At 31.4% G+C, this 21,364-nt stretch carries 19 protein-coding genes; 10 read left to right on the plus strand and 9 right to left on the minus strand.

Going from position 1 to position 21,364, the window contains the following annotated elements:
* Nucleotides 1-186 precede the first annotated feature (186 nt).
* On the minus strand, nt 187-1,203 hold the full coding sequence (locus ACQY31_RS06715) for a glycine betaine ABC transporter substrate-binding protein (RefSeq protein ID WP_428079688.1): 1,017 nt from the start codon (nt 1,201-1,203) through the stop codon (nt 187-189).
* 131 nt (nt 1,204-1,334) lie between these two features.
* On the opposite strand from ACQY31_RS06715, the gene ACQY31_RS06720 reads away from it, so the two are divergent.
* Nucleotides 1,335-2,459 carry a TauD/TfdA family dioxygenase gene (locus ACQY31_RS06720; RefSeq protein WP_428079690.1) on the plus strand — a complete coding sequence of 375 codons (1,125 nt, stop codon included), beginning with the start codon at nt 1,335-1,337 and terminating at the stop codon, nt 2,457-2,459.
* Here the strand turns inward: ACQY31_RS06720 and ACQY31_RS06725 are convergent, their stop codons facing one another.
* Genes ACQY31_RS06725 through ACQY31_RS06740 form a run of 4 tightly spaced genes read right to left on the minus strand, consistent with a single transcriptional unit; the run spans nt 2,460 to nt 6,367 of the window.
* Entirely contained in the window at nt 2,460-3,092 is a 633-nt protein-coding gene (locus ACQY31_RS06725; RefSeq protein WP_428079692.1) for a glycerophosphodiester phosphodiesterase, read from the minus strand.
* A 12-nt stretch (nt 3,093-3,104) separates the two neighbouring features.
* Nucleotides 3,105-4,535: an aldehyde dehydrogenase family protein gene (locus ACQY31_RS06730; RefSeq protein ID WP_428079694.1), complete on the minus strand. Its 1,431-nt coding sequence runs from the start codon at nt 4,533-4,535 to the stop codon at nt 3,105-3,107.
* Nucleotides 4,536-4,556: 21 nt separating this feature from the next.
* The gene (locus tag ACQY31_RS06735) at nt 4,557-5,498 is read right to left on the minus strand and encodes an NAD(P)-dependent oxidoreductase (protein ID WP_428079696.1); all 942 of its coding nucleotides are present in this window, start codon (nt 5,496-5,498) and stop codon (nt 4,557-4,559) included.
* Nucleotides 5,498-6,367 (minus strand): DMT family transporter, encoded by an 870-nt coding sequence (locus ACQY31_RS06740; protein WP_428079698.1) that lies wholly within the window; start codon nt 6,365-6,367, stop codon nt 5,498-5,500. Before ACQY31_RS06740 ends, ACQY31_RS06735 begins: the two co-directional genes overlap by 1 nt.
* 59 nt (nt 6,368-6,426) lie before the next feature.
* On the opposite strand from ACQY31_RS06740, the gene ACQY31_RS06745 reads away from it, so the two are divergent.
* From ACQY31_RS06745 to ACQY31_RS06770, 6 genes are all read left to right on the plus strand, one after another.
* Nucleotides 6,427-7,173, plus strand: coding sequence for a maleate cis-trans isomerase family protein (locus ACQY31_RS06745; RefSeq protein ID WP_428079700.1), 747 nt, complete (start codon nt 6,427-6,429; stop codon nt 7,171-7,173).
* Nucleotides 7,173-8,342, plus strand: coding sequence for a M24 family metallopeptidase (locus tag ACQY31_RS06750; protein WP_428079702.1), 1,170 nt, complete (start codon nt 7,173-7,175; stop codon nt 8,340-8,342). Before ACQY31_RS06745 ends, ACQY31_RS06750 begins: the two co-directional genes overlap by 1 nt.
* A 45-nt stretch (nt 8,343-8,387) precedes the next feature.
* The gene (locus ACQY31_RS06755; RefSeq protein WP_428079704.1) at nt 8,388-9,473 is read left to right on the plus strand and encodes an ABC transporter ATP-binding protein; all 1,086 of its coding nucleotides are present in this window, start codon (nt 8,388-8,390) and stop codon (nt 9,471-9,473) included.
* A gap of 116 nt (nt 9,474-9,589) precedes the next feature.
* Nucleotides 9,590-10,714: an extracellular solute-binding protein gene (locus ACQY31_RS06760; protein WP_428079706.1), complete on the plus strand. Its 1,125-nt coding sequence runs from the start codon at nt 9,590-9,592 to the stop codon at nt 10,712-10,714.
* Nucleotides 10,715-10,777: 63 nt separating this feature from the next.
* Nucleotides 10,778-12,037, plus strand: coding sequence for an ABC transporter permease (locus ACQY31_RS06765; protein ID WP_428079708.1), 1,260 nt, complete (start codon nt 10,778-10,780; stop codon nt 12,035-12,037).
* A 2-nt stretch (nt 12,038-12,039) separates the two neighbouring features.
* Entirely contained in the window at nt 12,040-12,894 is an 855-nt protein-coding gene (locus ACQY31_RS06770; RefSeq protein WP_428079710.1) for an ABC transporter permease, read from the plus strand.
* Here ACQY31_RS06770 and ACQY31_RS06775 read toward each other — a convergent pair whose 3' ends face one another.
* Complete coding sequence (locus ACQY31_RS06775; protein WP_428079712.1) at nt 12,895-14,022, minus strand: thiolase family protein; 1,128 nt, start codon at nt 14,020-14,022, stop codon at nt 12,895-12,897.
* 105 nt (nt 14,023-14,127) lie between these two features.
* Between ACQY31_RS06775 and ACQY31_RS06780 the strand changes: the two genes are divergently transcribed.
* Entirely contained in the window at nt 14,128-16,350 is a 2,223-nt protein-coding gene (locus tag ACQY31_RS06780) for a 3-hydroxyacyl-CoA dehydrogenase NAD-binding domain-containing protein (protein WP_428079714.1), read from the plus strand.
* Here the strand turns inward: ACQY31_RS06780 and ACQY31_RS06785 are convergent.
* Both ACQY31_RS06785 and ACQY31_RS06790 read right to left on the minus strand, forming a co-directional pair.
* Nucleotides 16,343-16,993, minus strand: a complete 651-nt coding sequence (locus tag ACQY31_RS06785; RefSeq protein WP_428079716.1) for a peptidylprolyl isomerase — start codon at nt 16,991-16,993, stop codon at nt 16,343-16,345. The two genes, ACQY31_RS06780 and ACQY31_RS06785, sit on opposite strands and share 8 nt — an antisense overlap.
* Nucleotides 16,990-17,718, minus strand: a complete 729-nt coding sequence (locus ACQY31_RS06790; protein ID WP_428079718.1) for a putative zinc-binding metallopeptidase — start codon at nt 17,716-17,718, stop codon at nt 16,990-16,992. Before ACQY31_RS06790 ends, ACQY31_RS06785 begins: the two co-directional genes overlap by 4 nt.
* 53 nt (nt 17,719-17,771) lie before the next feature.
* On the opposite strand from ACQY31_RS06790, the gene speB reads away from it, so the two are divergent.
* Both speB and ACQY31_RS06800 read left to right on the plus strand, forming a co-directional pair.
* Nucleotides 17,772-18,731, plus strand: coding sequence for an agmatinase (speB, locus tag ACQY31_RS06795; protein ID WP_428079720.1), 960 nt, complete (start codon nt 17,772-17,774; stop codon nt 18,729-18,731).
* A 20-nt stretch (nt 18,732-18,751) separates the two neighbouring features.
* The gene (locus ACQY31_RS06800; protein WP_428079722.1) at nt 18,752-20,185 is read left to right on the plus strand and encodes an aldehyde dehydrogenase family protein; all 1,434 of its coding nucleotides are present in this window, start codon (nt 18,752-18,754) and stop codon (nt 20,183-20,185) included.
* Here ACQY31_RS06800 and argE read toward each other — a convergent pair.
* The gene (argE, locus tag ACQY31_RS06805) at nt 20,182-21,360 is read right to left on the minus strand and encodes an acetylornithine deacetylase (protein WP_428079724.1); all 1,179 of its coding nucleotides are present in this window, start codon (nt 21,358-21,360) and stop codon (nt 20,182-20,184) included. The two genes, ACQY31_RS06800 and argE, sit on opposite strands and share 4 nt — an antisense overlap.
* Nucleotides 21,361-21,364 lie beyond the last annotated feature (4 nt).

Consider the following 21,364-nt stretch of genomic DNA (forward strand, 5'->3'; position numbering starts at 1 on the left):
TAATTCACCTATATTGTCAGGTTTTCTTTTGGATGAGCTATAACTAATAATTAATAGCCATACAAAAAATAACAGCAGACCAATATTGAAAAATAAATTTTTATTTTTTTTTATTTCCATAAGATGAATTTATTCAAATTATTGAAAGAGCCCTTAAAAAAGGGCTCTTTCAAATTTAATTAAAGACTACAACGCAGCAGTAACTTTAGAAGCTACATCAGCTGGAACCCAGCTTTTCCACATTGTTTCAGTTTTTAAAAACTCCTTAGCAGTTAATTCCATGTCACCATCTGACTCATCTTCGTAGAAAGCTAACATTTTGTTAACTGTAGCTGTTGGAATTGTATATTTTTCTAAAAATGCAGTTTCAGCTGGATGAGCTTTTGCCCAATCAGTTAAAACAGATTTAGTTAAAGCCATATCTCTATATTCGCAAGCACAGCTAGGTTTATAAGCATCTGGACCATTTGCTTTGATATCCTCTACAACTGCAGACATTCTGTTCCAACAATCTGAATCAAAAGCAGGTTCACTTAATCTAACAAGATCAACTTTTCCCATTAAACCAGTTGGTGCCCAGTAGTAAGTAAAAATAGGTTTTTTCTTTGCAAAAGCACCTGCAATAGCAGCATCTAATGCACCACCAGAACCTGGGTCAAAATTAGTGTAGAATTCATCTAAACCATATTCTTTTTGTTTAACCATGTTAACCGTGTAACAAGTCCAACCAGAAATACAGCTAGTCATTCTTCCTTTAGATGGATCTTCTGGATCTTTAAATAGTGCAGCTATTTTTGGATCTTTCATATCTTCTACAGATTTTAAATTGTATTTATCAGCTGTTGCCTTATCAACGTAAAAAGCTTGTTGAGAGTCTGGAGTGTTCACTCCAATATTTTTAATAGTACCAGCTTTTTCGTGTGGCTCGTAGTTAGCTATGATATTGTCATACCAAACTTCAGTAATGACATCCAACTGCTTGTCATAGTGTGCAGCCATAATAGGTGTAGTACTTCCTTTAGTTACTGAAACTTCGCAGTCATATCCTTTTTCAAGAATAAACTGTGTAATCGCTGTATGGATATTTGCACTACTCCAGTCGAAATCTCCCAATCTAGCCTTACATTCACCTGCATTAGCATTACTAACAACTAAAGATGATAAAAGGAAAATTGAGATAGTTAATCTTTTTAAAAACTTCATTAAATTATCTCCTTAAGGTTAAGTTTTAATTCAATGATTTAATAATGAATAAACACAAAAAACAAGCCTTGAATTTATAATACAACCCATAATTGAGTTGATTTGGATATCCATTTATATAAAGATTAAGAGTGAGTGCAATTTCTAAACTTGAAAAAAATTCTACTTATCTAAAAGTTATTTGGAGTGATGGCGAAGAGAGCAAATTTAATTATCTTTGGTTGAGAGATAATTGCCCAACTGCTCATGACAAAGACTCAAGACACCGAATGTTTAATATTTTGAATGTATCACAAAATATTAATCCAAAAAAATATTCTCTTAGTGCAGACGGAAAGTTAGAAATTGAATGGAGTGAAGGAGATCATACAAGCTATTATGATCCTAAATGGCTTCGAGAAAATTGTTATACTTTAAAACACAAACAAAAGTATATTTCTCCCTATAAACTTTGGGATAGTTCCCTTGAAAAAAATTTAGAATCTATTCAAATTGAACATGATGAAATTATAAGTTCTGATGACGGATTAATTAAATGGTTGGAACTTTTGCATCATACAGGGATAGCTATTGTAAAGAATTCACCAGTTGAAAAAAATTCAGGATTAAATGTATTAAAACGAATAAGTCATACTCGTGAAACATTTTTTAAAACACCTTTTGAAGTAATTAACATTCCAAAACCAAATAATTCGGCATACACAGCTCATGCATTGAGAAATCATATGGATTTACCTTGGTTTGAAAATCCTCCAGGGTATCAGTTTCTTCATTGTCTTATAAATTCTGCAGAAGGGGGAAATTCTTCAGCAATAGATGCGTTTAAAGTTGCCGATTATTTAAGAGAAAACGAAAGTGAAATATTCAATACATTGGTTAATGTACCATTTAAATTTAAAGACAAAGATTATACACAAGAAGCACACAGACACTTTCATGCACCAGCAATAACTTTAACTAAAGATGGTGATTTTAATGATGTAAGATTTAGTGTTGCAACAATGGATGTTTTAGATTGTAGTCCAGAGGTAATGGAAAAAGCTTACAAAGCTCATCATAGATTTGGAAATCTTCTTCACGATCCAAAATATCAAATTAATTTTAGATTAGAGCCTGGTGATATTTTTTCATTTAACAATAGAAGAGTTCTTCATGGTAGAACTGAATTTAATCCAAATTCTGGTCATAGGCATCTGCAAGGTTATTATATGGATCGAGACGAAATAGTTGGCAGATTAAATTATCTAAAAAGATAATTATAAATTTTCAAAAATAAGATTATTTTCTTTATTATATTTTTTAAACTCAGATTTAGTTTTGATTGTATAAAAATACTTATCCTTATTAATCTTCTTTATACTTTTATTTTCTAAATATGATTTATCTAAAACTAAGCAATTTATATTTTTATTTAATGATTTTTTGATGATTGATTTAATACTTGATGGTGGATGAAAAGAAAGTCCAACTTTAATTTTTTTATTAATTTTTAAAAGGTCATAAATATTTTTGTGTTTAAAAGAAATAAATACACATTTAGAATAATCAGAAGTTTCACTTACTAGTTTTTTTAAGATTTTTTTCGAAAAAATTGGTTTTATTTCAATAAACAAAAAATACTTATTTTTTGATGCTTTAAGAATATCATTTAATAGTGGTATTTTTTTTTTAGTTATTTTTTCAATATCTGAATAATTTAAGTTTTTTATACTAGATTTATCTTTAAAAATTCTCTTTAGAGTAAAGTCGTGAAAACAAATAAATTTTTCATCTTTTGTTGCATGAATATCTGTTTCAATTCCATATCCTTTTTTAAATGATTGTAGAAAAGATTTTAGTAAGTTTTCTTTGTGATTTTTATTGATGATCCCACGATGGATTAGGTGCATAAATTAATTAAATTAATTCCAGCCAGTTACAGTTTTTACCTCTAGATATTCTTCAAGACCCCAAACACCTCCCTCTCTTCCGTTTCCTGATTGCCTATATCCTCCAAATGGAGTTCCTGCGTCTGCGGCATTTCCGTTTATATAAACGCAGCCTGATCTTAGTTTTTTTGCAACTCTATGAGCCTTTTCTCTATCTTCAGTTTGTAAATAATTTCCTAAACCATATGAAGTATCATTAACAATATTAACTGCCTCATCTTCAGTTTCAAATGGAATAATTGATAAAACTGGACCAAATATTTCTTCTTTTGCTATTCTCATTTCATTTGTAACATCTGTGAAAATTGTCGGTTTAATAAAATAACCTTTGTTCAACCCATTAGGCAATTCAGGGCCTCCTGCTGCTAATGTTGCACCTTCTTTAATTCCACTTTCAATCAAACCAATTATTTTATCGTACTGAGTTTTTGAAATAACAGGTCCTATATGATCTCCTTTTTTAGATGCTTGGTCGACTCCTATTTTATTTGCCTCATCAACCGCATCATCTACAGCTCTTTGATAAATTGATTTTTCAACTAGCATTCTTGTAGGTGCATCACAGGATTGACCTGAGTTACTCATTACGTTTCTTATGCCATCGCGAACTGCATTTTTATAACTATCTGCAAAAACTATATTTCCACCTTTTCCTCCAAGTTCTAAACAGACTCTCTTTATTGTTTCTGCAGCGTTTTTTGAAATCAATCTTCCAGCTCTTGTTGAACCCGTAAATGAAACCATATCAATATCAGGATGACTTGAAATATCTGTTCCAACTCCGACCCCATCACCATTTACTAAATTAAAAACTCCTTTTGGAAAACCAGCTTCATGGATCATTTCAGCAAATAACATTCCTGATATCGGAGCAATTTCTGAAGGTTTTAAAATCATAGTACATCCAGTTGCAAATGCTGGAGCAACCTTAAGAGCAATTTGATTTATTGGCCAATTCCAAGGAGTTATTAATCCACAAACTCCAATTGGTTCATAACAAATATGGTTATTTGATTTTTCATCAAAATGTTCTTCAAAGTTAAAATTTTTAAGTCTTAATATAAAATCTTCTATATGATCTCTCCCTGATGCAGTTTGAACATCAGTCGACCAATCCATTGGAGCACCCATTTCTAATGAAATAGCTTCTGCCATTTCATTAAATCTTTTTTTATAAATAGTTAATAATTTTTCTAATAATTTAATTCTTTCCTCTTTTGAGGTTTCTTTCCAAGTTTCAAATGCTGTTTTTGCAGCTTTTACTGCTCTATTTGTATCTTCAGTGGATCCTAGAGAAATTACTGCACAAGGATCTTCATTACATGGATTGATAACATCAAAATCATTTTTTTTAACTGGATCTACCCATTCACCATCAATATAAAATTTTCTTTTGTCTAACATGATTTTATTTTAGCATACTATTTAGATTTCATATCCTTTTTCCTCAGGCTCATTATCAACTAATTCTTCTGGGAAACCTTTAGCTCTAAAATCAATGTTGTTTATATCTTCCATTCTTTTTACAATCATAGAAGACCACGCTCTAGATCCATATTTTTTTTGTCCATCTTTAAATATTTCAACAACTTTTGGAGATATCTCCAGTGGAGCATTTAACTTTTTCGCTAGATCATCAAATAAACCTGTATCTTTTAAAACTAAATCCATTGTAAAATTAATATTATATGAACCATTCAAAATTACCTGACTTTCTGTTTCGTGAACAAATGAATTTCCTGATGATGCGGCAATTCCCTTAAAGGTCTTTTCAAGATCTAGGTTAGATTTTTTAGCAACCGTCCAAGCTTCTCCTAAAGCAATCAAATGTACTGAGGCTAAATAATTTGTAATTACTTTAAGAGTACTTGCTGTACCTAGCTCACCAGTATGTAAGATTTTTCTACCCATGACTGTTAAGACAGGTAAAATTTTTTCAAATGCTCTTCTCTCACCACCTACAAAAATTGCAATATTTCCTGTTGCAGCTCTATGACAACCACCACTTACAGGGCCATCTAAAGGGGCAGCATTTTTCGCAATTACTTTTTCACCAATTCTCTTTACTTCAGCTTCATCGGTAGTACTCATTTCAAGCCAGATTTTATTTTCAGAAAGGCCCTGAAGCACTCCATCTTCAGCTTCCATAACTTCTGCACTTACTTTTAGAGATGGTAAAGAAGTAATTACAAGATCAACTTGTTCTGCAAGTTCTTTTCCAGAGTTTGCAACTTTTGCACCTAAATTTTTAAATTGATCTGTTAAATTTTGATCTACATCTCTTACAGTTAAATCAAACCCATTTCTTAATAAACTTCCTGCAAGTTTAGCACCCACATTTCCTAGACCAATAAAACCTATCTTCATTATTTTACCTCTTCTTTTTTATTTTTTGTAAAAACTATTAATATGACACCAATAATTATTATTACTCCACCAATGAATAGTTCTTTGGTTGGCTCTTCTCCTAAAAGAAAAATTGCAGCTAACAATCCTGTTGGAGGAATTCCCATAGTTACAATTGGTAGAACTTTATAAATAGGATTATTTTTTATGACATAATAAAAGCAACCATATGTTACAGGCTGCATTATAAAACCAATGTAAATTGCAATTATCCAATGATCAATTTTTGCATTAGTGATATAATTTATAGTATTTCCATCAATGATTGCTGATAGTAATATTAAAATTGGACCAGAAAATAATGCCATCCAAGCAACCAATGCTAAAGGATTAATTTCTTTACTTAAAGGTTTCACCATTACTTGACCAAGAGCCCAAATAGCAGAGCCTAGTATAGTCAATCCAATACCAATAATTTTTCCATCTAAATTTGGTGAGCCAGTTAAAACATAAACACCGATAAACGCTATACCAATACCAATTAAAGCCCTAACTGTAGGTTTTTCTTTAAGCATAAAGAATGCAAAAATAACTCCAAACGGCACTTCTGTTTGAACTAATAAAACGGCAGCAGATGCATCAATTAAATCTAAGCCAGAGTAAGTAATGCTGTATTGTAATGTGTTGGCTATTAAAGAAGCTATGAAGATTTTTAACAAATATCCTCTAGGTATTGGAAACCACCATATTAAAATTGATGCCGCAAAGATAAATCTCAAACCCATTAACAAAATTGGTGGAAAAGAATCGAAAGCTGGTTTTGCAATAACAAAACCAAAACCTAAAAAAATCGGAACCAATGATGCAATGAAGGTATCTTTTAAATTCATGTCGTTAGTTTAATATTAATGATTATTAAAGAACTTCTGATATATTCATCTTTTAAAATATGAATTCAACAAAAATAGATCCAAAATACATTAGCAAATCAAACCCAAGAGTTGGTTTAATAGCTCTTGCAAGTGACTTTATGATCGAGAGAGATTTCATCAATGTAATAAAAGACAGGGAAATCGATTTTTTTGTTAACCGTATTGAGTGTTACAATCCTTTAACCAGAGAAAATCTGATTAAAATGTCTAATAAAGTAACAGAGGTTGCAAAAGATATTTTACCAGATCAAGATATAGATTGTGTTGTTTATGGTTGTACCTCTGGAACTATTGCTGCTGGATATAATTCAATTGAACAAAAAGTAAAAGCAGCAAAACCAATGGCTGATGTTACAACTCCTAGCACTGCAGCAATTAAAGCTTTAAAAAAATTAAATATAAATAAAATTTCTTTGTTTACACCTTATAGCAAAAAACTAAATGATGAGGTTTTAGAATATTTTAAAACTGAGGGATTTGAAATTACTTCTAATTCTTACTTTGATATCGAGGCTGATTATGACATTGGTAAAGTAGATCAAGATTATTTATATGACGTATTATCTAAAATTGATTTAAATGGGGCAGGGGCTTTGTTTGTTTCATGTACGGCACTACCTGTGTTGCCAATTATTGATAAACTTGAAAAAAAATTAAACACAGTAGTTTTATCTAGTAATCAAGCATTAATTTGGGATACTCTTGTAAAAATAAATAAAAATAATTCTGTTGAGGGATTTGGAAAACTATTTGAGGCAAACTAATGTCATTTACTAAAGAAGAATACAAACAAAGATTAAAAAAAGTTCAAAAAATGATGCAAGAAAAAGGTATCGAACTTTTAATTTCTCATGACACAAATAATTTATATTATTTAACTGGTTATGACGCCTGGTCATTCTATTATGCTCAATGTGCAATCGTTCATGTAAATGCAGATGAACCATTATGTTTTGTAAGAGCTCAAGATGCAGGTGGTGCTTATATAAAAACTTATTTAAAAGATGAAAATATTTTAGTGTATGATGAAGAGTACATTCATACTTGGCCCAAACATCCTTACGATAGATTAGTTGAAATAATTAAAGAAAGAAAATGGGATAAACTATCAATAGGGTTGGAGATGGATGCTCACTATTTCACAGCTTTTTGTTATGAAAAAATAAAACAAGGATTGCCAAATGCTAAATTAAAAGACAGTGATCGATTAGTGAATTGGGCAAGATTTACAAAATCTGATGCAGAAATTAATTATATGAAATCAGCTGCAAAAATTTCTGAAAGCGCTATGAAAACTGCAATGGAAGTCATCAATCCAGGAGTTCGTCAATGTGATGCGGTTGGAGAAATCCAAAAAGCTTTGTTTTATGGGACAGAAGAATTTGGTGGTGAATATGCAAGTATTGCAACTTTGCTACCCACAGGAAAAGGGACTTCTGCTTCTCATTTAACAGCAACTCAAGATAAATTTATGAAAGGGGAAGCAACAATTATTGAGCTTTCTGGAACTTATAAGAGATATCATGCACCAATGGCTAGAACAGTATTACTTGGAGAGCCTAATCAACAAAAAATTGATACGATGAATAAAACTATTGAAGCATTAAACTCTGGTATTAGTGCAATAAAAGCAGGAAATACAGTAGACGATGTTGCTCAAGCTTTTTGGAAAATACTCGATAAATATGGTATCGAAAAAAGATCAAGAACTGGTTATTCAATAGGGATTGGTTACCCTCCTGATTGGGGAGAGCATACTCTTAATATATATAAAGGAGACAAAACAGTTCTTCAGCCAAATGTTTGTTTTCATATGATTGCTGTAATGCAATTTGGTGATTGGGGTGTTGAGGCGTCTGAGGCTATTAGGGTTACAGACAACGGATCAGAGTTATTTTGTAATTTTCCAAAAGAGCTTCATATCAAGAGTTAATTTACTATTGAAATCTACTTTCACAAATGTTTAATAATCAACTTTATGTCTAAAAATCCAGAATTCGTAAAATTTGATAAAGTAGATAAAAGTTATGATGGGAAAGTACTCGTCGTTAAAGATCTTCAATTAGATATTGCCGAAGGTGAATTTATAACGATGCTTGGACCATCTGGTTCAGGTAAAACAACTTGTCTAATGATGTTAGCTGGATTTGAAACTCCAACTAATGGAGAAATTTTATTAGACGGAAATATTATTTCAAACATTCCGCCTCACAAAAGAGGAATTGGAATGGTGTTTCAAAATTATGCACTGTTTCCACATATGACAGTTTATGAAAATTTAGCCTTTCCTTTAAGGGTAAGAAAAGTTGAAAAAGGTGAAATTGATAAAAAAGTAGACAAAGCTTTATCAATGGTTTCTTTAAATGGATTTGAATCTAGAATGCCAGCACAACTTTCTGGAGGACAACAACAAAGGGTTGCTGTTGCAAGAGCGCTTGTATTTGATCCAGCTGTTGTTTTAATGGATGAGCCACTTGGTGCATTAGATAAAAATTTAAGAGAGAGCATGCAGTATGAAATTAAACACATTCATGAAAGCATTGGTGTAACAGTTGTATATGTAACTCATGATCAAAGTGAAGCCCTTACTATGTCAAATAGAATTGCTGTATTTAATGATGGTAAAGTCCAACAGTTATCTGATCCAGCAGAACTATATGAGAAACCAGTAAACTCTTTTGTTGCAGAATTCATAGGTGAAAACAATACCTTTAACGGAGAGGTTTCAGATATTGATAAAGATAAGTGTAAAGTTAAATTGAGCAATGCAGAAATATTAGCTAATCCAATTTCAGTAAAATCTAAAGGTGAAAAAACTACAGTATCTTTAAGACCAGAAAGAGCTTTAATAAATCCAAAAGATAAAATGGATAATATGTTCACTGGAAAAATTGAAGAAGTAATTTACCATGGTGACCATACAAGAGTTAGACTGGATTTACTTGGTAGTTCTGAGTTTATTTTAAAAGTACCAAATAGCACCTCTAACCTTGAGCTAAAAGTAAAAGAGGACATCAATATTGGTTGGAACAGTGTTGATGCTAGGGCTTTAGATCCTAAATAGTTTCAATAAAAAAAAGAAATCTTTATAAGATTAAATGAGCTGTTGACTTCACTTGCTCATTTTGGTGTAATTTCATTATATAAATTAATTTATATTAACGTTTAAACGGAGGAATAATGAAAAAATTAAGTAAATTATTACTTGCTCTTTCTTTTGCTCTTTCAATAACTTCATCAGCATTTGCAGTTACTGTTGCATCTTGGGGTGGAGCTTATACAGAGTCTCAAAAGTTAGGGTATGGTGATCCAACTGCTAAAGCACTAGGAATTGACATTAATTGGGTTGATTACTCTGGTGGTTTATCAGAAATTAAAGCACAAAAAGAAGCGGGTGCTATTACTTGGGATATCATCGACTTATTTGCATTCGATACAATTAACGGATGTGATGAAGGTTTATTTGTTAAATTTGATTTTGACAAAGACTTTCCACCTGCACCAGATGGAACTCCTGCAAGTGAAGACTTCTTCACAGGAATGCCAAGTGAATGTGCTGTAGGTAACATTTTATATTCATGGAACTATGCGTTCGACACTAGAGCATTTGATGGTAAAGAGCCTAAAACTATCAAAGACTTTTTTGATACTAAAAAGTTTCCTGGAAAAAGAGCAATCTACAAAAGTGCTTTAACTAACCTTGAAATCGCTTTAGCTGCTGATGGAGTTAAAATGGGTAAAGGTGGTGATAGACTTTATAGATTTATGGAAGAAAAAGATGGATACATCGATAGAGCAATGAACAAAATAAAAGAACTTTGTGAAGATCCAAATGGAGGATGTGTATTCTGGTCTGCTGGTGCTCAACCACCTGAATTATTAGTTGCAGGTGAAGTTGTAATGGCAACAGGTTGGAACGGAAGATTCTTCAACGCAGAAGTTGGTGAAGGTGCTCCTATTAAACAAGTATGGGATGGTCAAGGTTTAGACTATGAATATTTTGCACTTGTTGATGGTGGTCCTGACCAAGAGAATGCTATGAAAGCTTTAGCTATGATGACTAACACTGAAATGTTAGCTGGAAGTGCTAAGTACATTGCATACGCTCCATGGAGAAAATCTTCTCTTGAAATAATCAAAGCTGGTGAGCCTTGGTATAAAGATGGTAAAACAGAAATGATGCCTCAAATGCCTACTTCTCCACAAAATACTAAAAATTACTTTTTAGTAGATCCGTTCTTCTGGGCTGATTATGGAACAGAGATTGGTGAAAAATGGGAAGCAATGAAAGCAGGTTTAAATTAAAACTAGTTTTTAATTTAAAAATTATATAATATTTAAGGGCGGTTATATAACCGCCCTTTTTTTATGAGCTCAGAAAATAAAATATTAACTACTGACGGTATACCACTTGAAGTCAGCTTAAAAAAAGCTGAGAGAAAAAACAAAATTAAGGCTTTTGCTCTTGTAGCTCCTTTATTATTATTTTTAGTCATCACTTATATATTTCCAATTGGAGAAATGTTTACGAGAAGTATTGATGACAAGATGATTACCAATATGCTTCCTAAAACATTTAAGGAAATGGAGAAATGGGATGGAAAAGAATTACCACCTGAGGAAGTTTTTTCTGGTTTTTATTATGACTACAAGGCACTTGTTGAAAAACAAGAACATGGAAAACTTGGCCAAAGATTAAATAAAGAAAAAAATGGTTTTAATTCAACAACCAAAAGATTGTTTAGAAGTATTAAAAGAAAAAAAATAGATGAAAGCGCTAGCATTAAAGAACAGATGGTGAAAGTTCATAAAAACTGGGGCAAAGTTGAGTATTGGCAAGCAATTAAAAGAACTGCACCACCCTATACATTAGCTAAATACCTCAAAGGTATGGATATGTATTATGCTGCAGATGGAAGCATTGCTCAGGTAGATGAAGATAGAAGAATTCATAGAATTTTGTGGTTAAGAACACTTGAAATTGCTTTTTTTGTAACAGTATTCTGTTTTTTAATGGGCTATCCCATAGCTCATTTATTAGCTACTTTGCCAATGAAATATTCAAATCTATTAATGATTTGTGTTCTCCTTCCATTTTGGACTTCACTACTAGTTAGAACTGCAAGCTGGATGATTTTGTTACAACAACAAGGGGTTGTTAATGATTTCTTTGTCATGATAGGATTAGTTGCTGACGATAGCAGACCTGAAATGATGTACAATAAAGTTGGTACTTATGTGGCGATGACACAGATACTGTTACCATTTATGGTTCTACCACTTTACAGTGTGATGAAAACAATCTCACCAAGCTTAATGAGAGCAGGAAAATCTTTAGGTGGAACTCCCTTCGTTGCGTTTTGGAAAGTTTATTTCCCATTAACTATTCCAGGTATAGGAGCGGGATGTTTATTGGTATTTATTTTGGCAATTGGATATTACATTACACCTGCATTAGTTGGTGGCGCCTCTGGAACTTTGATAAGTAACCAGATTGCATATCACATGAAAACAACCCTAGATTGGAGTTTTGCGTCTGCAATGGGATTAATGTTGTTAACTGGAGTTTTAGTAATTTATTGGATTTATAATAAACTAGTTGGAGTAGATAACATTAAATTAGGATAATTATGGCATTACCAAGTTATACAGAAACTCGTTATAGAATTTGGCACTATTTTTATTTAGCCATTTGTGCTTTTGTATTTTTCTTTTTAATTGCACCTTTATTCGTAATATTTCCGTTATCATTTAACGCTGAAGAATTTTTAGTTTTTTCTGAGGGAATGAAAAATCTAGATCCAGATGCTTTTTCTCTAAGGTGGTATAAGGATATGGTCTATGGAACCAAAAACCCATGGGGATTGGCTGCAAAAAATAGTTTTATAATCGCGATATTTGCAACAATAGGATCGATAATACTTGGCACTTTAGCTGCTCTTGGTTTGAGTAGTAGGCACATGCCCTATAAAGGAATTATAATGGCTACTCTTATTTCACCTATGATTGTTCCATTAATTATATCAGGTGTTGCAATATTCTTTTTCATGGCAAAAGTTGGTTTAGCAGCAACGCATACAGGAATAGTATTTGCTCATATAATACTAGGAACTCCGTTTGTTGTAATCACTGTAACCGCAACATTATCTGGTTTTGATCATAGTGTAACAAGAGCTGCGGCTAGTTTAGGGAGCAATCCTGTAAATACTTTTATGAAAATTACCCTTCCTTTAATATTGCCAGGTGTAATATCAGGAGGTTTATTTGCATTTGTAACTTCATTTGATGAAGTAGTTGTAGTTTTATTTCTTGCTGGTTTAGAAAACACTACAATTCCAGTACAAATGTGGACTGGTTTAAGAGAGCAGCTTAGTCCAACAATTTTAGCTGTTGCAACATGTTTAATTATTCTTTCAACTTTAATATTAATTAGTGCAGAACTATTAAGAAGAAGATCTGAAAGATTAAGAGGAATTAATAGATAATTAAACTGCTTCTATTATTGTTGCAATTCCCATTCCTAAGCCAATACATTGAGTAGCAAGAGCGTACTTTTTATTTTCTCTTTTTAAAAGTTGTGCAACTTTACCTGTTATCCTCGCACCTGTTGCCCCTAAAGGATGTCCTAAAGCAATAGCACCCCCATCTAAATTTACTTTATTAATATCTATTTCTAAATCTTTGATACAAGCTAGTGATTGAGATGCGAAAGCTTCATTTAGCTCCACAATATCAATGTCTTTTATTGAGAGTTTAGCTCTTTCCAAAGCTTTTTTGGTTGCTGAAATTGGGCCTAATCCCATATAGTTTGGATCACATCCTTCAACTGCGGTAGATTTTATTCTCCCAAGAATTTCTAAACCATTCTCTTTAGCAAAATTTTCTTCACATATTAGAGTTGCGGCAGCTCCATCTGTTAGAGGAGATGAGGTTGCAGCTGTTACTGTTCCATTCTGATCGAATACCAACTTTAAACTATCTAATTTTTCCATTGTGCTATTAGGTCTAATATTTTCATCTAATTCACAATCACCTATTTTTGTAATTTCGTTTTTAAATTTATTTTTTTGTTGTGCTTCATTTGCTTTTGTATGACTTTCTAATGAGAACTCTTGTTGCTCTGTTCTTGAAATATTATATTTTTTTGCAACATTCTCTGCAGTAATTCCCATTGATAAATATAAATGTGGATTTTGTTTTTCATCATTAGAATAAGGGTAGGGCAAAGGATCAAAGCCAGTTCTAACTCTTGTCATGCTTTCAACACCTCCACAAATAAATATCTTACCTGATCCCATTGCTATTTTTCCTGCCGCAATATGAATTGCCTCCATAGAAGATCCACACCATCTATCTACAGACATACCAGGAACTCTCATATCTAGATCTGATAAAAAAGTTACTAATCTTCCAATATTAAAACACTGTTCACCAACTTGAAAAGCGCAACCAATAACAACATCATCAATTTCTTTTGGATTAACTTTTGATTGTGAAACAAGATTTTTAATTACTTCGGATAGTAAATTAACCGGTTTTACATCTATCAATTTCCCTTTGTTTGCCATTGCAAAAGGTGATCTGGAGTAACCAGCTATTACTGAATTGTACATTTTTATCTTTAATATTGTGTTAATTTATATAGCTTACCAATTTAATTAATCAGGAAATTTGTCTTATTTCAAGTTTTTGATTAATTCAATAGAAGTTTATTAATTATGGATATTAAAAAAGTAGTTGTTATTGGATCTGGTACGATGGGTAGTGGAATTGCAGCGCACCTGTGTAACGCAAATGTACCCGTAACTCTTTTAGATTTAACAACAGAAATATCTGAAAAAGCTAGAGACAGAATTCACAAATCAAGACCTCCATTACTTTTAGATAAAACCAAAATTGAAAATATTAAAGTTGGAAATATTAATGACAATTTCGATGTAGTAAAAGAAGCTGATTGGGTTGTTGAGGCTGTTGTAGAAAGAATTGATATAAAGCACAATATTTATGAAAAAATATTTAAGAATAGAAAACAGGGGGCAATTGTTTCATCAAATACTTCATCTATCCCAATTAAAGTTTTGTCAGAAAAATTAACTGAGGAAGAAAAAAAAGATTTTTGTATAACTCATTTCTTTAATCCAGTTAGATATATGGGGTTACTTGAAATTGTTAAGAATGAGAACAATGATTTAAATAAAATCAATTCTCTTAAAAAATTTTGTGAAATTGAATTAGGCAAAGGTGCTATCGTTTGTAATGATACACCTGGTTTCTTAGGAAATCGAATAGGTGTTTATGCAATGCAGGTAGCAATGACTGAAGCATTTAGAATGAAATTATCAATTGAAGAAGCTGATGCAGTTTTTGGAAGACCAATGGGCATACCTAAAACAGGAGTTTTTGGCTTATATGACTTAATTGGAATTGATTTGATGGCTGATGTTTTAAAAAGCTTTATTAAAGAACTTTCTGATAATGATGAATTTCAAATTGTTGCAAAAGAAATTCCGTTAGTAAAAAAATTGATTGATACTGGTTACACTGGACGAAAAGGAAAAGGTGGTTTTTACAGAATGAATAAAAGTGGAAACCAAAAAATATTAGAAGCTATCAATTTAGAAACAGGTGAATATACAACCTCAAAAAAAATAGATTTAGGAGTTGAGACTGTAGATATTAATAATTTAATTAATCGACAAGATAAATATGGAGAATATGCTTGGGAAGTAATTTCTAAAATAATTAAATACGCATCTTCTCTAGTTCCAGGAATTACAGATAAGTTCAATGATATAGATGAAGCAATGAGACTTGGTTTTAATTGGTCAATGGGTCCTTTTGAAATGTTAAAATCAATTGGAGTAGAAAATTTTTTTTCACGAATAGATAATTTTGAAAAAAATAAATTTTTAGAAAATTTATCAAAGTCAAAAGATGAAAACTTTTATGGAGAAAGACAACTTTACACTGATATTGAAACATTAGGAAAAATAAGACCAACAGCAATAAAAGTAGATAAAAATAATTCTGCTGAAATTCACCGTTTTAAAGATTTTAATATTGTCGAATTTACTACAAAAGCTTGTGCACTAGATTACGACTCAATGGATGCATTAAAAAATGCAACTGACAAACCACTAATTGTTATGAATGAAAGTATGCAATTTTCTGCAGGTGTAAATTTAAGTTATACAATGAATTTTGCAGACAAAGGTGATTTTAAATCTATAGAAAAATTTATTAAATATTTCCAAGATACTTGTAAAACTTTAAAATATTCTAAGCACCCAGTAGTTTCTGCACCTTCTGGTCTTACTTTGGGTGGTGGTTTTGAAGTTTTAGTTCAAAGTAATTTTGTAGCATCGCACACAAATATTGTGGTTGGTCTTGTAGAGACAATTGTTGGATTAGTGCCAGCTGGAGGTGGATGTAAAGAAATGCTATGGAGATGGTCACAAACAGAAGAAGCAAAATCTGATCCTGATTATGCTCCTTTAAAAGTATTTGATATTATTGGATACGCAAAAACCGCAACTTCTCCTGTAGAAGCTGAGCCTTTAAAATACTTAAAACCTGAGGATAAAAAAATCATGAATAGAAACAGTCTTTTTGAGGAGGCTAGAAAACTTATTCATCAAAATAACGATTTTGTTCCTCCAGAAGAGTGTAAATTTAATTTATCTGGAAAACCTTTGAAAGATAAGATGATTAAAGTTTTAGAGAAATTATATAATGACAAAATAATATTAGATCATGGAATGCATGTTGGAACTGAACTTGCAAATGTTTTAAGTGGTGGTGATACAAATTTAGATAAAACTTTATCAGAAGATGATCTATATAAATTAGAGTTAGATTCTTTTATGAGATTGATAGAAACCAAACAAACTCAAGATAGAATTAAACACACTCTTTCAACAGGAAAACCTTTAGTTAATTAGTCTCTAACATTCTAAAAGTGTTTATATAATCAGGTCTAAGTACATAGATTGCTTTATTACCTGTTTTTATTTTCTTAAGAATATCTATACCAAACTTTACTTTTCCAAGTGGAGTATATTCCCCTTGATAAATTGGGATATCTTTCAAGGTAATAAAAAATTCACTATCTTCAGTGTTAAATTCTGTTGATCTTGCAAAACCAACACTACCTTCAGTAAATTCAAAATCATCACTAAGTTCTGATTTTAATAATCCTAATCCTGATTTTCCACTTCCAATTTTTGAGTAATCTAAATATTTAATATTTCCAAATTCAATATCACCAGCTTGTACTAAAGTATTTTCAACCACCTTATAGAAGGCTGAACCATTGTACATTTTTTTTTCAATTAATATTTTAAATCTTTCAACAGCTTTTGGAGATATTTCTGGGTATAGCTCTATAATTACATTTCCACACTCTAAATTCATTACCGCAATATTATCTCGGTTTTTAAAGTTTAATTTTTTTAAATCATTGTTGTCTATAAATAGACATTTATTTTTTAATAAAAAAAAGGACGAAAAAGCAGAAATCGCCAAAACTATTAAAAAAATAAATAAAATTTTTTCTGATTTTGAAGCCTTAATTGTTTTAATCATAAAATATTTTGATCAATTTTAGATATATTTAATTTAATAAAATTAACCTTATTATTTAATATAGGGTCGTTTTTTATTTTCTCTTCAATCAAATTTTTATTAATCATTAAAAAAGAAAAGATTTCAGCCATATCTTCTGATGGAATTGATTTAGAATATTCTGTTAAAAAACCATTAGTATTTTCATATAAATCTAAATTTAATCTATCTGAGCAAGTTGAACACTCAGCATATTCAAAATCAGAATTATTAAGTAAGGAAAAATTTTGATCGTTAAAATCATCCTCATAACTATTTTGAATCATGTGAAAAATTTCATGATGAATCATTCTTTCAAAATATTTTTCGTTAAAGTTTATATCTAATATTAAAGTTCTATTTTTGGTATCTGGTATTCCGCCAGTATTGATGTTCGAAATAAATAAACCTTCACAAAATACAATGTATTTTAAATCTATTTTTTTAAGAAATTTATAATTGTATCTTTTAATATTTTTCTCAATGATTGGAAATTTTGTATTAAGATTTTCTTGATTTGTCTTATTGCAAGTAATGTTGTTATCTACTCCTATTTTAAAATCTCCTTTTGCATTTAAATAACGGATATTGTTCCCATTTTTTAGCTTGTAGATTTCCAAGTTCGGAATTTTGATTAGATTGTATATTTCATCAGCATTTACCTGTGAAAACTGAAATATTAAGATGAATAAAATAATAATTTTCATTAATTTATTATAGACGAATTAGATTAGATAATATTATCTTAGATTATTAAAAAATGACAAAAGAAAGAAACAAAAATCCTATTCAACCAGTAAGTGGAACAAAAGTACCTCGATATGCTGGCCCAAGTACTTTTGCAAGATTGCCAGAATTAAGAGATGTTGAGAGCTGTGATTTAGCGATTGTTGGTGTTCCGTTTGATGCCGGAACCAGTTATAGACCAGGGGCGAGATTTGGTCCTCAGAGTATAAGACAAGCATCTAGACATTTAAGAACAAATTATCATCCAAGTTATGATGTGGAGCCTTTTAAAATTCAACAAGTTGCAGATGCCGGTGATATTTCGTGTAATCCATTTAGTATTGATGAAGCTATTAAACAAATAGAAGAGGGAGCAACTGATTTATTAAATAAAGTAGGTGGAATAATTAGTTTAGGGGGTGATCATACAATTGCGGTGCCATTGTTAAGAGCAATTAATAAAAAAAATAAAGGACCAGTTTCTTTAGTTCATTTTGATGCTCATTTAGATACTTGGGATACTTATTTTGGTGCTCCATATACGCATGGAACTCCTTTTAGAAGAGCAAGAGAAGAAGGTTTATTTTTAGATGATGCCTCAATGCATGTAGGAATTAGAGGACCTCTTTATAGCAGAGATGATATTAAAAATGATGAAAGTTTTGGTTTCAAAATAATTCACTGTGATGAATTTCAAACTGAAGGAACAGATAAAATTGCAGAAAGGATTAGAAAAAGAGTAGGAGATAATCCACTTTATCTATCTATAGATATTGATGTGTTAGATCCAGCTTTTGCACCTGGTACAGGTACACCAGAAATTGCAGGGATGACAACCAGAGAAATGGTAAATGTTTTAAGAGGGTTGTCTGGATTAAATTTAGTCTCAGCTGATGTAGTGGAAGTTTCACCTGCATACGATCATGCTGAAGTTACATCTCTTGCAGCTGCTACAATTGTTTACGAATTAACAAATTTATTTGCAAAAACATAAAGAAAGGATAACGTCAAAACATGTTAGATAAAAAAAATTTTTATATTAATGGTGCTTGGGTTAAACCAAATAGCGCTGATGAAATTAAAGTAATCGATCCAGCTACAGAAGAAAATTGTGCCGTAATTACTTTGGGAAATAAAACAGATGTTGATTTAGCAGTTACTGCAGCAAAAGATGCTTACGAGTCTTGGGCTTTTTCTTCTAAAGAAGAAAGGATTGCACTATTAGAAAAACTTTATGAAAATTATAAGAAAAGATGGGCAGATATTGCAGAAGCTATAACTCTTGAAATGGGAGCTCCAAAAGATTTTGCTACAAAATTACAAGCAGGAACAGGAGCAAGTCATATTAAATCTTTTATCAGATATTTAAAAAACTTCGAATTTGAAAAACCATTAGGAGAACACGCTCCTAATCAAAGATTAATTTATGAACCCAAAGGTGTTTGTGCATTAATAACACCATGGAATTGGCCAATGAACCAAGTTTGTTTAAAAGTAATGCCAGCAATTGCAGCTGGTTGCACAATGGTTTTAAAGCCATCAGAATTAGCGCCACTATCATCAATGATACTTGCTGAAATTATTGATGAAGTAAAATTTCCAAAAGGTGTGTTTAATTTAGTTAATGGTGATGGAGCAACAACAGGTGATGCTCTTACAAGCCATCCAGAGGTTAATATGATTTCTTTCACAGGTTCAACAAGAGCTGGAGCTTTGATTTCTCAAAATGCTGCTAAAGATTTTAAAAGAGTAAGCTTAGAATTAGGTGGAAAAGGAGCAAATATAATTTTTAAAGATGCTGATTCAGAAGCTATTGAAAGAGGGGCTTTAAGATGCTTTAGAAATTCAGGACAATCTTGTAACGCTCCAACAAGAATGTTGGTTGAAAAATCAATGTATGATGAAGCTATAGAAAGATTAAAAAAATATACAGAAAATTTTGAGGTAGGTGATCCTAAAAAAGAAGGAGAGCACATAGGTCCTGTTATTTCAGAAACTCAATACAATAAAATTCAAACTTTAATCCAAAAAGGTATTGATGAAGGGGCAAAATTAGTTGCTGGAGGAACAGGTAAACCTAATGGATTAGACAAAGGTTACTTTGTTAAACCAACTGTTTTTGCAGATGTAAATAATGATATGGATGTTGCAAGAACTGAAATTTTTGGACCTGTTTTATCTGTTATCCCATTTGAAACAGAGGAAGAAGCTATTAAAATTGCAAATGATACTTCTTATGGATTAACAAACTATATTCAAACTCAAGACTCTGAAAAAGTTCAAAGAGTTGCCAGAAAATTAAGATCTGGAATGGTGGATGTTAATGGAGCTGGTATTGCTGTTGATGCACCATTTGGAGGTTTTAAACACTCTGGTATCGGTAGAGAAGCTGGCGAACATGGCTTAGAAGAATTTTTAGAGGTAAAAGCAGTAGGTGGTTGGAGTTAATTTACTGATTTATCTTTTACACCTTCTAAAAATTTAAGGCATTTTTTCATCTCGTTTAGTTCTATAAACTCATCAATTTTGTGAGCTTGTTCTATAGATCCAGGTCCACAAACAACTGTACTAATTCCTAGTTCTTGAAATAAACCAGCCTCTGTTCCAAAAGAAACTACTTCTCTTGAATTATCTCCAGTTATATTAGATACAAATTCACATGCCTCAGATTCGTCCAATCTATTAAATCCAACAACTTCACCAATTGTTTCTTTTTTAATATAAGAATCTGGAAATACTTTTTTCATTTCTGGCAAGAGTACTTCATTTGCATATTTATCAATTTCATTTGTTACAAATTCTCCATCTTCTCTTGCAACAGGTCTTGTTTCCCATTCAACAACACATTTGTCTGCAATGACATTATGAGCAATACCGCCTTTAATGCCTCCAATTGATAAAGTTGAATGTGGAGGATCAAAAATACTGTTTTGTTTAACTCTTTTTTTTAGTTGTTCTCTTATTTCTAAAAGTTTTCCAACATACCTAGTTGCATATTCTGCAGCATTTACTCCTAAATGCGGTTTTGAACTATGTCCTGCTAGTCCTCCAAAGTGAACTGTGTATTCATTCATACCTTTGTGAGCATCTATAATTTTCATTGTAGTTGGTTCACCAATTATACAAATTCCATTTTTGATATCTCTTTTTTTCAACTCCTCTATTAATAAAGGAGCGCCAATACATGCAGTCTCTTCATCAAACGTGTAACAGAAATGTAAGTCTCTATCTAAATTACTTTCTTTAAAGATTGGTGCATAAGCAAGTGTACATGCAATAAAACCTTTCATATCACATGAACCTCTTCCATAAAGTTTGTCTTTTTTAATTGTTGCAACAAATGGATCAGTGCTCCAACCTTTAGAAACTGGAACCACATCAGTATGTCCTGATAGAATGATTGGTTTTTTTGAGCTTTGATTTTTTGCTTTTAAAGTTCCAAAGAGATTAACTCTTTTTTTGTCATCATCATAAACTTTGAAAGTATCTATTCCAATGCTATTTAAAATGTTTTCACAATAATCAATCAAATTACTATTGTCTTGGCCTGAGATAGTTTTAAACGCAATTAAGTCGGTTAAAATCTTGATTGATTTTTCATATAAATTGTTATCTATACTCATATAC

It is taken from the genome of Candidatus Pelagibacter sp. (genome assembly GCF_965262185.1).
Lineage (GTDB): Bacteria > Pseudomonadota > Alphaproteobacteria > Pelagibacterales > Pelagibacteraceae > Pelagibacter.